The 12591-nt window shown below is 59.8% G+C and carries 11 protein-coding genes; 10 read left to right on the top strand and 1 reads right to left on the bottom strand.

The genetic code is table 11. The annotated features are described in order from the left end of the window. The first annotated feature begins 155 nt into the window (after window positions 1-155). The 7 genes from QOM10_RS22600 to QOM10_RS22570 all read left to right on the top strand — a co-directional run bounded on the left by QOM10_RS22600 (window position 156) and on the right by QOM10_RS22570 (window position 8412). Window positions 156-1415, top strand: a complete 1260-nt coding sequence (locus QOM10_RS22600) for an AGE family epimerase/isomerase (RefSeq protein ID WP_316916968.1) — start codon at window positions 156-158, stop codon at window positions 1413-1415. A 118-nt stretch (window positions 1416-1533) separates the two neighbouring features. After that, window positions 1534-2835: an ABC transporter substrate-binding protein gene (locus QOM10_RS22595; protein WP_127929495.1), complete on the top strand. Its 1302-nt coding sequence runs from the start codon at window positions 1534-1536 to the stop codon at window positions 2833-2835. 156 nt (window positions 2836-2991) lie between these two features. Further along, the gene (locus tag QOM10_RS22590; protein WP_007917874.1) at window positions 2992-3900 is read left to right on the top strand and encodes a carbohydrate ABC transporter permease; all 909 of its coding nucleotides are present in this window, start codon (window positions 2992-2994) and stop codon (window positions 3898-3900) included. After that, the gene (locus tag QOM10_RS22585) at window positions 3893-4738 is read left to right on the top strand and encodes a carbohydrate ABC transporter permease (RefSeq protein ID WP_093430462.1); all 846 of its coding nucleotides are present in this window, start codon (window positions 3893-3895) and stop codon (window positions 4736-4738) included. Before QOM10_RS22590 ends, QOM10_RS22585 begins: the two co-directional genes overlap by 8 nt. A 2-nt stretch (window positions 4739-4740) precedes the next feature. Then, window positions 4741-5901 carry a sn-glycerol-3-phosphate ABC transporter ATP-binding protein UgpC gene (locus QOM10_RS22580; RefSeq protein WP_316916967.1) on the top strand — a complete coding sequence of 387 codons (1161 nt, stop codon included), beginning with the start codon at window positions 4741-4743 and terminating at the stop codon, window positions 5899-5901. Between the two features lie 193 nt (window positions 5902-6094). After that, the gene (locus QOM10_RS22575; RefSeq protein ID WP_127929493.1) at window positions 6095-7444 is read left to right on the top strand and encodes a carbohydrate porin; all 1350 of its coding nucleotides are present in this window, start codon (window positions 6095-6097) and stop codon (window positions 7442-7444) included. A gap of 113 nt (window positions 7445-7557) precedes the next feature. After that, window positions 7558-8412, top strand: a complete 855-nt coding sequence (locus tag QOM10_RS22570) for a D-hexose-6-phosphate mutarotase (protein WP_137218813.1) — start codon at window positions 7558-7560, stop codon at window positions 8410-8412. Between the two features lie 208 nt (window positions 8413-8620). Here QOM10_RS22570 and QOM10_RS22565 read toward each other — a convergent pair whose 3' ends face one another. Then, the gene (locus QOM10_RS22565) at window positions 8621-9481 is read right to left on the bottom strand and encodes a MurR/RpiR family transcriptional regulator (RefSeq protein ID WP_171057240.1); all 861 of its coding nucleotides are present in this window, start codon (window positions 9479-9481) and stop codon (window positions 8621-8623) included. Window positions 9482-9707: 226 nt separating this feature from the next. Between QOM10_RS22565 and zwf the strand changes: the two genes are divergently transcribed. The 3 genes from zwf to QOM10_RS22550 are packed head-to-tail and all read left to right on the top strand — an operon-like array spanning window position 9708 to window position 12557. After that, window positions 9708-11174, top strand: coding sequence for a glucose-6-phosphate dehydrogenase (gene zwf / locus QOM10_RS22560; RefSeq protein ID WP_127929491.1), 1467 nt, complete (start codon window positions 9708-9710; stop codon window positions 11172-11174). Next, the gene (gene pgl / locus QOM10_RS22555; protein WP_134176756.1) at window positions 11161-11874 is read left to right on the top strand and encodes a 6-phosphogluconolactonase; all 714 of its coding nucleotides are present in this window, start codon (window positions 11161-11163) and stop codon (window positions 11872-11874) included. The genes zwf and pgl overlap by 14 nt, the downstream gene beginning before the upstream one ends. A 17-nt stretch (window positions 11875-11891) precedes the next feature. Next, window positions 11892-12557: a bifunctional 4-hydroxy-2-oxoglutarate aldolase/2-dehydro-3-deoxy-phosphogluconate aldolase gene (locus tag QOM10_RS22550; RefSeq protein ID WP_008082815.1), complete on the top strand. Its 666-nt coding sequence runs from the start codon at window positions 11892-11894 to the stop codon at window positions 12555-12557. Window positions 12558-12591 lie beyond the last annotated feature (34 nt).

The raw sequence follows: 12591 nt of genomic DNA, 5'->3' as shown, positions 1-12591 counted from the left end.
ACCACTCGGTCGGCCCCCTCTACCTCTGGGAGAGGGCTGGGGTGAGGGCCGCTGTTTTGTCACGACCTGGTGACAAACCCCGCCCCCTTCGTTACAAGCCCACCCCGACCCGTTGTTTAGACTCCCCGCAGTCATAACAACAAAAAAGGCCACCCATGGATCTCTTCCACCCAGGCTTCAGCAGTTGGCTGAACGCCCCTGCCCACCAGCAATGGCTCGCCGCCGAAGGCCTGCGCCTGCTGGATTTCGCCAAGGCTGCAAAACTGCCCGAAGGTTTCGGCAACCTCGACGAACGCGGCTGCCTGCCGGCGAACGTCCAAGCCGAAACCATGAACACCGCGCGCATGACCCACAGCTTCGCCATGGCCCACATTCAGGGCCTGCCGGGTTTTGCCGAACTGGTCGATCATGGCATTGCCGCCCTGCGCGGGCCATTGCGCGATGCCTTGCACGGTGGCTGGTTTGCCGTCGCCGAACACCGCGACGACAACACCGGCAAGAACGCCTACCTGCATGCGTTTGTCGCACTGGCCGCCAGCTCCGCTGTAGTCGCGCAGCGTCCCGGCGCGCAAGCCTTGCTGGATGACGCCATCGACATCATCGACACGTATTTCTGGAGCGAAGAAGAGGGCGCCATGCGCGAATTCTTCAATCGCGACTGGAGCGAAGAAGAAGCCTATCGCGGCGCCAACAGCAACATGCACGCGACCGAAGCGTTCCTCGCTCTTGCTGATGTCACCGAAGATCCGCGCTGGCTGGTGCGTGCGCAACGCATCGTCGAGCGGGTGATCCACGGTCACGCCGCCGGCAACGGTTACATGGTCATCGAGCACTTCGACCGTGACTGGCAGCCGCTGCGTGAATACAACCACGACAATCCCGCTGACGGTTTCCGCCCTTACGGCACCACACCGGGCCACGGTTTCGAGTGGGCGCGGCTGTTGCTGCACCTCGAAGCTGCGCGGGTTCAGGCTGGCATGCTCACGCCGGGTTGGCTCGCGACCGACGCGCAGAAACTGTTCGAGAACAACTGCCGCAACGGCTGGAACGTCGATGGTTTGCCGGGCATCGTCTACACCCTCGACTGGGACAACAAAGCCGTGGTCCGTCATCGTTTGCACTGGACGCACGCCGAAGCCAGCGCCGCTGCGAGCGCCTTGCTTAAACGCAGCGGCGATGCGCAATACGAAAGCTGGTACCGACTGTTCTGGGAATTCTGCGAGATGAATTTCATCGACCGTTGCGACGGCAGCTGGCACCACGAACTCAACCCGCAAAACATCCCCAGCGCCGATATTTGGCCGGGCAAACCCGATCTGTATCACGCCTGGCAGGCGGTGCTGATCCCTCGTCTACCCTTGTCACCCAGTATGGCGACTGCGCTGGCACAGTTATCCCAGAGCAGTCCTGTGTAACCATGTGGTGACATTCGCGCGTCCCTTCGTTACCTGCGAGGGGAAACGTCCTGTTTAAACTCCTGTGCAGCGCAAGCACCAGACTTGCATGCATAACAACAAGAAAGGTACATCTCAGATGAATGCGATTTCTCGCCTCGCTACTGTCATTTCTGTCGCCTCCCTGTTCCCGCTCGCAATTCTGCCTCTCAGTGTTTCCGCTGCCGAATCCAAAGGTTCGGTCGAAGTCGTGCACTGGTGGACGTCCGGTGGCGAAAAAGCCGCTGTTGATGTGCTCAAGGCGCAAGTCGAAAAAGACGGTTTCACCTGGAAAGACGGCGCTGTCGCCGGCGGTGGCGGTGCGACTGCCATGACCGTGCTGAAAAGCCGTGCCGTTGCCGGCAACCCGCCTGGCGTAGCCCAGATCAAAGGCCCGGACATTCAGGAGTGGGCATCCACTGGCCTGCTCGACACCGACGTGCTGAAAGACGTCGCCAAGTCGGAAAAGTGGGACAGCCTGCTCGACAAGAAAGTCTCCGATACCGTGAAGTACGACGGTGATTACGTGGCCGTGCCGGTGAACATTCACCGCGTGAACTGGCTGTGGATCAACCCGCAAGTGTTCAAGAAAGCCGGGATCACCAAGAACCCGACCACCCTCGAAGAATTCTATGCCGCTGGCGACAAGTTGAAAGCTGCGGGCTTCATTCCGCTGGCTCACGGCGGTCAGCCTTGGCAGGACAGCACCGTGTTTGAAGCTGTAGTGCTTTCGGTCATGGGTGTCGATGGTTACAAGAAAGCCCTGGTTGACCTGGACAACGCCGCGCTGACCGGCCCGGAAATGGTCAAGGCGCTGACCGAGCTGAAGAAAGTCGCGACCTACATGGACGCCGACGGCAAAGGTCAAGACTGGAACCTCGAAGCGGCCAAAGTCATCAACGGCAAGGCCGGCATGCAGATCATGGGTGACTGGGCCAAGTCCGAATGGACCGCGGCCAAGAAAGTCGCTGGCAAGGACTACGAGTGCGTAGCCTTCCCGGGCACCGACAAGGCGTTCACCTACAACATCGACTCGCTGGCCGTGTTCAAGCAGAAGGACGCAGGCACTGCGGCCGGTCAGCAGGACATCGCCAAAGTCGTGCTGGGTGAAAACTTCCAGAAAGTCTTCAGCATCAACAAAGGCTCGATCCCGGTGCGCAACGACATGTTGAACGACATGGAGAAACTCGGCTTCGACTCCTGCGCCCAGACTGCTGCCAAGGACTTCCTGGCGGACGCCAAATCCGGTGGCCTGCAACCAAGCATGGCGCACAACATGGCGACCACGCTGGCGGTGCAAGGCGCGTTCTTTGATGTCGTGACCAACTACATCAACGACCCGAAAGCCGACCCGGCCGACACCGCCAAGAAACTTGGTGCTGCGATCAAGTCGTCCAAATAAGCGTCGGTAGCACAGGCTTCTCCTGTGGGAGCGAGCCTGCTCGCGAAGGCGTTGTGTCAGTTGCTCCATCCGTCGACTGACACACCGCATTCGCGAGCAGGCTCGCTCCCACAAGGGATCTCACTGTAGTTTTTATTCCCTGTACTGGATTTCCCCATGAGTTCTGTTGCTGTGTTCAGCAAGGCCTCGCCGTTCGATGCATTGCAGCGCTGGCTACCAAAACTGGTGCTGGCGCCGAGCATGTTCATCGTGCTGGTGGGCTTCTATGGCTACATCCTGTGGACATTCGTGCTGTCGTTCACCACCTCGACCTTCCTGCCCAACTACAAGTGGGCCGGTCTGGCGCAATACGCGCGGTTGTTCGACAACGACCGCTGGTGGGTCGCGAGCAAAAACCTCGCGGTGTTCGGCGGCATGTTCATCGGCATCACCTTGGTGATTGGCGTGTTGCTGGCGGTGTTCCTCGATCAGCGCATCCGTCGTGAAGGCTTTATCCGCACCATTTACCTGTACCCGATGGCGCTCTCGATGATCGTCACCGGTACCGCGTGGAAATGGCTGCTCAACCCGGGCATGGGCCTGGACAAATTGTTGCGTGACTGGGGCTGGGAAGGCTTCCGTCTCGACTGGCTGATCGACCCGGATCGCGTGGTCTATTGCCTGGTGATCGCCGCTGTCTGGCAAGCCTCGGGCTTCATCATGGCGATGTTCCTCGCCGGCCTGCGTGGCGTTGATCAATCGATCATCCGTGCCGCGCAGATCGACGGCGCGAGCATGCCGACGATCTACTGGAAAGTGGTGCTGCCAAGCCTGCGTCCGGTGTTCTTCAGTGCGGTGATGATTCTGGCGCACATCGCGATCAAGAGCTTCGACCTGGTCGCGGCGATGACTGCCGGTGGCCCGGGTTATTCCTCCGACCTGCCCGCGATGTTCATGTATTCCTTCACCTTCAGTCGCGGCCAGATGGGCATGGGCTCGGCCAGTGCGATTCTGATGCTCGGTGCGATCCTCGCGATCATCGTGCCTTACCTGTATTCCGAGCTGAGGACCAAGCGCAATGACTAGTCTCGCTGCCAAACCTGCTATCAGCCTGAGTCGCATCGCGATCTACGCAGTGCTGATCATCGCTGTACTGCTTTATCTGGTGCCGCTGGTGGTCATGTTGCTGACCAGCTTCAAGACCCCGGAAGACATCAGCACCGGCAATCTGCTGAGCTGGCCGACCGTGGTCAGCGGCATCGGCTGGGTCAAGGCCTGGGCCACGGTTGACGGCTACTTCTGGAACTCGATCAAGATCACCGTTCCGGCGGTAATTATCTCCACCGCCATCGGTGCGTTGAACGGTTACGTGCTGTCGTTCTGGCGCTTCCGCGGTTCGCAGTTGTTCTTCGGCCTGCTGTTATTCGGCTGCTTCCTGCCGTTCCAGACCGTGCTGCTGCCGGCCTCGTTCACCCTCGGCAAGATGGGCCTGGCGAGCACCACCACCGGTCTGGTGTTTATCCACGTGGTTTACGGCCTGGCGTTCACCACGCTGTTCTTCCGTAACTACTACGTGAGCATTCCGGATGCGCTGGTGAAAGCCGCACGCCTCGACGGCGCGGGTTTCTTCACGATTTTCCGCCGCATCATTCTGCCGATGTCGACGCCGATCATCATGGTCTGCCTGATCTGGCAGTTCACTCAGATATGGAACGACTTCCTGTTCGGTGTGGTGTTCTCTAGCGGTGATTCGCAACCGATCACGGTGGCGTTGAACAACCTGGTCAACACCAGCACCGGCGCCAAGGAATACAACGTTGATATGGCAGCGGCGATGATCGCCGGCCTGCCGACCCTGCTGGTCTATGTGGTCGCAGGCAAGTATTTCGTGCGCGGGCTGACGGCCGGCGCAGTCAAGGGGTAATCATGGCAACGCTCGAACTTCGCAACGTCAACAAGACTTACGGTGCCGGCCTGCCGGACACCCTGAAGAACATCGAACTGTCGATCAAGGACGGTGAGTTCCTGATCCTCGTCGGCCCGTCGGGCTGCGGCAAGTCGACTCTGATGAACTGCATCGCCGGTCTGGAAACCATCACCGGCGGCGCGATCATGATCGGTGATCAGGACGTCAGCGGCATGAGCCCGAAGGATCGCGACATCGCCATGGTGTTCCAGTCCTACGCGCTGTACCCGACTATGAGCGTGCGCGAGAACATCGAGTTCGGCTTGAAGATCCGCAAGATGCCGCAGTCGGCGATCGACGAAGAAGTCGCGCGCGTGGCCAAGCTGTTGCAGATCGAACATCTGCTGAATCGCAAGCCGGGGCAGCTCTCCGGTGGTCAGCAACAGCGTGTGGCGATGGGCCGTGCACTGGCGCGTCGACCGAAGATTTATCTGTTCGACGAACCGCTGTCCAACCTCGATGCCAAGCTGCGCGTCGAGATGCGCACCGAAATGAAACTGATGCACCAGCGCCTGAAAACCACCACGGTCTACGTGACCCACGACCAGATCGAAGCGATGACCCTGGGCGACAAGGTTGCGGTGATGAAGGACGGCATCATTCAGCAGTTCGGCACGCCAAAAGAGATCTACAACGACCCGGCCAACCTGTTTGTGGCGAGCTTCATCGGTTCGCCGCCGATGAACTTCATCCCGCTGCGTCTGCAACGCAAGGACGGTCGTCTGCTGGCGCTGCTCGACAGCGGTCAGGCGCGTTGCGAGTTGCCGATGAGCATGCAGGACGCCGGCCTTGAAGATCGCGAAGTGATCCTCGGCCTGCGCCCAGAGCAAATCGTGCTGGCGAACGGCGAGGGCAATGGCCTGCCGAGCATTCGTGCCGAAGTGCAAGTCACCGAGCCGACTGGCCCGGACACCCTGGTGTTCGTCAATCTGAATGACACCAAAGTCTGCTGCCGTCTGGCGCCGGACGTGGCGCCGCAAGTGGGCGAGAACCTGACGCTGCAATTCGATCCGTCGAAAGTGTTGTTGTTCGATGCCAACACCGGCGAACGCCTCGGCACTGCCGGGCAACCACAGGCCGATGCGCGGTCTGCGAACGTGGCGCAATTCAAAGGCCGCTGAGGAACAAATGTGGGAGCGAGCCTGCTCGCGAAAGCGGTCTGACATCCAGCATTGATGTCGCCTGATACACCGCATTCGCGAGCAGGCTCGCTCCCACAAAGGAGCACGCGGTGGATTGCCTGTAATCCATCGCAATTTATGTAAACCGCGTTAGATAAAAACAGTTAATAACAATAAAGACGAGGATGTAGGGATGAAAAAGAAACACGTCAATGCCCGGTTGATCTGCCAAGTGTCAGCTGCGGCGGCATTGGTGCTGGCCGGTAACGCCATGGCGGCGGATGCCTTCAGCTCCGACTCGAAATGGATGACCGGCGACTGGGGTGGCGAGCGGACCAAGCTGATCGAGCAGGGTATCGACATCAAGGCTGACTACGTTGGGGAAATGGGCGCCAACCTGCACGGCGGCTACAACGATGACAAGACCGGACGTTACAGCGACCAGTTCGGTCTGGGCGTGGCACTCGATCTGCAAAAGCTCTGGGGCTGGGATAACACCCAGGCGAAGATCCAGCTGACCAACCGTAACGGCTACAACATCTCCAACGACCGCGTTGGCGATCCGCGTGCCGGCACCTTGAGCTCCTCGCAAGAAGTTTACGGTCGTGGCCACATGGTGCGTCTGACCCAGTTGTGGATTCAGCACCAGTTCTTCGACAACAAGCTCGACGTCAAAGCCGGTTACTTCGGTGAAGGTGAAGACTTCAACACCTTCCCGTGCGACTTCCAGAACCTCGCGTTCTGCGGTTCGCAAGTGGGTAACTGGGCGACCAACATCTGGTACAACTGGCCCGTCAGCCAGGCCGCGATCCGTGTGAAGTACAACATCAACGACGAGCTCTACGCGCAAATCGGTGCGTACAACCAGAACCCGTCGCAGCTGGAACACGGCAACGGCTTCAAGCTCAGCGGCAGCGGCACCAAAGGTACTGTGTTGCCGGTCGAGCTGGTCTGGTCGCCGAAGGTCAACAGCCTGCCGGGCGAATACCGCGTCGGTTACTACAAGAGCACGGCCGATGCCGATGACGTACGTGAAGACGTCAACGGTTTCGACGCGGCTACCACTGGCGACGCCTACAAGTCTCACAACAGCAAAAGCGGTTACTGGTTCGTCGCGCAACAGCAACTCACCAGCCATAACGGTGATGCGACTCGCGGTCTGAACATCGCCGCCAACGCCACGTTCCACGACAAGGACACCAACTTCATCGACAACTACCAGTCGGTGATGTTTGTCTACAAAGGCCCGTTTGACGCGCGTCCGAAGGATGACGTCGGTATCGGCGCGGCGCGTATCCACGTCAACGACGACGTGAAGAAAAACGCCGAGCTGCTGAATGCTTCCAACGGTGTTTCGGACTACGACAACCCGGTGTTCTCGCCGATTCGTGAAACCGAATACAACTACGAGATCAACTACGGCTTCCACGTCACCAACTGGCTGACCGTGCGTCCTAACCTGCAGTACATCACTCACCCGGGTGGTGTGGATGAAGTCGATAACGCATTGGTCGCTGGCCTGAAAATTCAGTCTACGTTCTAACGCGTCTGCGATAAGCTCCTCTCTATGTGCGCATATTTGCGGACAGCCAAGGCTGTCCGCTTTTTTTTGGGGGCAGGCGCAGCCCGTCACAGATGAATTCGGAACCGTGGCCAATGCATGAGCATCCGCTACAACGCTTCTTCAAATCCCTGCGTGAACAACCGGTGTTCGCCTGGGAGCGCTATCAGATGCGCGACGTGTTGGTGATCGATCATCCGCTGTGTCAGGCGGTGTTCAGTCGTCAGGGTGCGCAGTTGCTGCACTTTCAGCCGCGCGGGCAAAAGCCGTGGTTGTGGTGTGCGGCGAAGTGGCCGCATGTCGGTGCCATTCGCGGTGGTGTGCCGGTGTGCTGGCCGTGGTATGGCCGTCATCCGAGCGAAAACGCCTGGCCATCGCATGGTTGGGCGCGTTTGCTCGACTGGAAGTTGCTCGACAGCAGCAGCGCCGAAGATGGCGTGCGCCTGCACTGGCAATTGCAGCTGTGCGACTGGCAGGTTGACCTGCACGCACATCTGGGTGAACGCATGGAATTACGCCTGAGCACCGAGCATCAGGACGACATGCCGTGCCAGTTGAGCCAGGCTTTGCACGCTTACTGGCGTATTGGCGATGTCGGCGAGATAGCGCTGTCTGGGCTCGAAGGGGCGCTGGGTTATGACCAGTTGAGTCGCCAGTCTTGCCAGCAGGAAGGCGAGTTGCGGGTGGATGGCGGGTGTCAGCGGGTGTTCCAGCATGACGGCGAATTGCAGCTGAAAGATCACGCCTGGCAGCGTGAGTTGTGTATTGATACCGGTGACAGTGCCGACACAGTGGTCTGGCATCCGGGCGCGCGGCCGTTGTTGGGCGTGACGTGGGATGAGATTTCCGAGTTTGTCTGTGTGGAAGCGGCGGCGGGCGGGACGGACAGTCTGCATCTGGCGCCGGGGGAGAAGGCGCATTTGAGTTTGCAGGCGTGGGCGGCGGCTTGAGTGTGTCAGTCACATCGTAGCCCCTCACCCTAGCCCTCTCCCGGAGGGAGAGGGGACCGAATGGGGGATGCTGAAGAATTACGCCGACGTGAAAGTGCAGTGCTGAATCCATAATCGACTCGATCATCCAGGTCGATGTATAGCGCAAGACCCCTCGGTCGGCCCCCTCTCCCTCCGGGAGAGGGCTGGGGTGAGGGGCTTTTGATCTTTAGTTGAATTCATCCCCAACCGGATACCGGCTGGCATTCAAGCTCTCTTTGATCTTGCGCAAATGCGGCTGGAAATCCACGCCACGACGCAGCGTCATCCCCGTCGCCAACACATCCAGCACGGTCAACTGAATGATCCGCGAAGTCATCGGCATATAAATGTCGGTGTCTTCCGGCAACGGAATATTCAGGCTCAAGGTACTGGCCTTGGCCAGCGGCGAATTCTCCGCCGTCAAACCCAACACCGAAGCGCCGTTCTCGCGAGCAATGCGCGCCACTTCCACCAGCTCACGGGTACGGCCGGTGTAGGAAATGATCACGAACAACTCACCGGTGTGCGCCACCGAGGCAATCATCCGCTGCATCAGCACATCGGCGTGCGCGGTAACGGCGAGGTTGAAGCGGAAGAACTTGTGCTGCGCATCGAGCGCCACCGGTGCCGAAGCGCCAAGCCCGAAGAAGTGGATCTGCCGCGCCTGAATCAACAGGTCGACGGCGCGGCTGATCAGGTTCGGATCGAGCGCCTGGCAAGCACTGTCCAGCGAGGCGATCGCACTGCCGAAAATCTTCTGCGTGTAGGCCTCGGGATTGTCGTCGGCCTCGACCGCGCGGCTGACATACGCCGCGCCACTGGCCAGGCTCTGCGCCAGTTGCAGCTTGAGCTCGGGGTAGCCGCTGACACCGAACGAACGGCAGAAACGGTTCACCGTCGGTTCGCTCACCGAGGCTGCCTGGGCGAGGGCGGCGATGCTGAAGCGGGTGGCCTGCTGCGGGTTGAGCAGGATCACCTCGGCGACTTTGCGTTCGGCCTTGTTCAGGTCTTCAAGGCGACTCTGGATCTGTTCCAGTAAATTTCGCACGCGGTCCATATGGAATTCCTAATTCACCTGCGCAAAGGTGCGCCGGGCTATGCAAATTGGGCCTTTGATATGGCCCGTAACGGTGGCCTATCCTACTGATGGCTCCGACCGACCACCACACGGAATCTGTATTTTGCGAAAATGTTGTGGTTATTACTACATTTTCCCTTGAGTGATGCCTTGAAAAAAGGTATTTGTAGCTTAACTTGATAAAAGAACAAACATCATGCCTTCGATTACGGTTGAACCGTGCACCTTTGCCTTGTTCGGCGCGCTTGGCGATCTGGCCCTGCGCAAGCTGTTTCCTGCCCTTTATCACCTCGATGGCGCCGACCTGCTGCATGAGGACACGCGGATCATCGCGCTGGCCCGTGAAGAAGGTTCCGAGCAACAGCACATGGCGTTCATCGCCGCCGAATTGCGTCGCTACGTCGGCAAAGAGCTGGACGAGGCCGTCGCTGAGCGCTTTCTCTCACGCCTGACCTACCTGCACGTCGACTTCCTCAAGGCTGAAGACTATGTGGCGCTGGCCGAACTGGCCGGCAGCACGCAGCGCATGATTGCCTACTTCGCCACGCCGGCAGCAGTGTACGGCGCGATCTGCGAGAACCTGGCGAAAGTCGGTCTGGCAGAAAACACCCGTGTGGTACTGGAAAAACCGATCGGCTCCGACCTCGAATCGTCGCGCAAGGTGAACGACGCGGTAGCGCAGTTCTTCCCGGAAAACCGCACCTACCGCATCGACCATTACCTGGGCAAAGAAACCGTTCAGAACCTGATCGCCCTGCGTTTCGCCAACAGCCTGTTCGAAACCCAGTGGAACCAGAATTACATCTCCCACGTGGAAATCACCGTGGCCGAGAAGGTCGGCATCGAAGGCCGTTGGGGCTACTTCGACAAGGCCGGCCAACTGCGCGACATGATCCAGAATCACCTGTTGCAGTTGCTCTGCCTGATCGCCATGGACCCGCCGGCTGATCTGTCCGCCGACAGCATCCGCGACGAAAAGGTAAAAGTACTCAAGGCGCTGGCGCCGATCAGCCCGGAAGGCCTGACCACCCAAGTGGTGCGCGGCCAGTACATCGCCGGTCACAGCGAAGGCAAATCCGTACCGGGTTACCTCGAAGAACCGAATTCAAACACTCAGAGCGACACCGAAACCTTCGTCGCCCTGCGTGCCGACATCCGCAACTGGCGCTGGGCCGGCGTGCCGTTCTACCTGCGTACCGGCAAGCGTATGCCGCAGAAACTGTCGCAGATCGTCATCCACTTCAAGGAGCCGTCGCACTACATCTTCGCCCCTGAGCAGCGCTTGCAGATCAGCAACAAACTGATCATCCGCCTGCAACCGGACGAAGGCATTTCCTTGCGCGTGATGACCAAAGAGCAGGGCCTGGACAAAGGCATGCAACTGCGCAGCGGCCCGCTGCAACTGAATTTCTCCGACACCTGGCGTAGCGCGCGGATCCCCGATGCCTACGAGCGGTTGTTGCTGGAAGTGATGAACGGCAATCAGAACCTGTTTGTCCGTAAAGATGAAATCGAAGCCGCGTGGAAGTGGTGTGACCAGCTGATCGCCGGGTGGAAAAAATCCGGTGACGCGCCCAAGCCGTATGCGGCCGGGTCGTGGGGGCCGATGAGCTCCATTGCATTGATCACGCGGGACGGGAGGTCGTGGTATGGCGATATCTGATGTGCAACTGCCTGCGGGCGTGAACGCTCACGAATTCAAGAGCCCGGTGCTGTTAGCCGAAGGTCTGGCGCTGAACGTCGCGAAGCAATTGAGCGACGCCATTGCGGCACGCGGCAACGCGGTGCTGGTGGTGTCTGGCGGTCGTAGCCCGGTGGCGTTTTTCCAGCACCTGGCGAAGCAGGATCTGGACTGGTCGAAGGTCGTTGTGACCCTCGCCGACGAGCGCTGGGTGCCGGTTGAACACGCCGACAGCAATGCCGGCCTGCTCAAGCAATACCTGCTCAAAGGCCCGGCGGCGAAAGCGCAGTTCCTCAGTCTTTATAGCGCTGCAGCGAACGTCGAGCAGGCAGCCGAGCAAGCCGACCGCTTGCTCGCCGAACTGCCGCCGATTGACGTGCTGGTGCTGGGCATGGGCGATGACGGCCACACCGCGTCGCTGTTCCCCGACAGCCCGAACCTTGCCGAAGCTCTGCAAGCTGATGGCACACGCCGTTGCTGGCCGATGCTGGCGCCAAGCGTGCCGCGTCAGCGTCTGACCATGAGCCGTGCGCTGCTGGCCTCGGCCCGTCACAAGATTCTGTCGATTTCCGGTCAGTCGAAACTGACCACCCTGAATGCCGCACTGGCATCCGATGACGTCGCCGCCATGCCGGTGCGCGCGTTTCTGCAACCTACGTTAGAGATTTACTGGTGCCCATGAGCCAAGGAACAGCCGCTATGACAACCCCATCCCCGACCGTTTCCATGGCGGACAAAGTTGCCCTGATCGACAGCCTCTGCGCCAAGGCGCGAATCCTGCCGGTGATCACCATCGCTCGCGAACAGGACGTGCTGCCGCTGGCCGACGCTCTGGCCGCCGGTGGTCTGACCGCGCTGGAAGTGACCCTGCGTTCGCAGTTCGGCCTCAAGGCTATTCAGATCCTGCGCGACCAGCGCCCGGAACTGATGACCGGTGCCGGCACCGTGCTCGATCGCAACATGCTCGCGGCTGCCGAAGCTGCCGGTTCGCAGTTCATCGTCACCCCGGGCATCACCCGTGATTTGCTGGAAGCCAGCGTCGACAGCCCGATTCCGCTGTTGCCGGGCATCAGCAACGCTTCCGGCATCATGGAAGGCTACGGTCTGGGTTATCGCCGCTTCAAGCTGTTCCCGGCTGAAGTCAGCGGTGGCGTGGCGGCAATCAAGGCCCTTGGCGGCCCGTTCGGCGAAGTGAAATTCTGCCCGACTGGCGGCGTCGGCCCGGCCAACATCAAGAGCTACATGGCGCTGAAAAACGTCATGTGCGTGGGCGGTAGCTGGATGCTTGATCCGGAGTGGATCAAGAACGGCGACTGGGCGCGCATTCAGGAATGCACCGCCGAGGCGCTGGCGCTGCTGGACTGATTGTTACCAGACACTTCGTTGTGTGTTCTACGGC

It is taken from the genome of Pseudomonas sp. P108 (assembly GCF_032613195.1).
GTDB lineage: Bacteria > Pseudomonadota > Gammaproteobacteria > Pseudomonadales > Pseudomonadaceae > Aquipseudomonas.
This window is presented reverse-complemented; position numbering and strand designations above follow the sequence as displayed.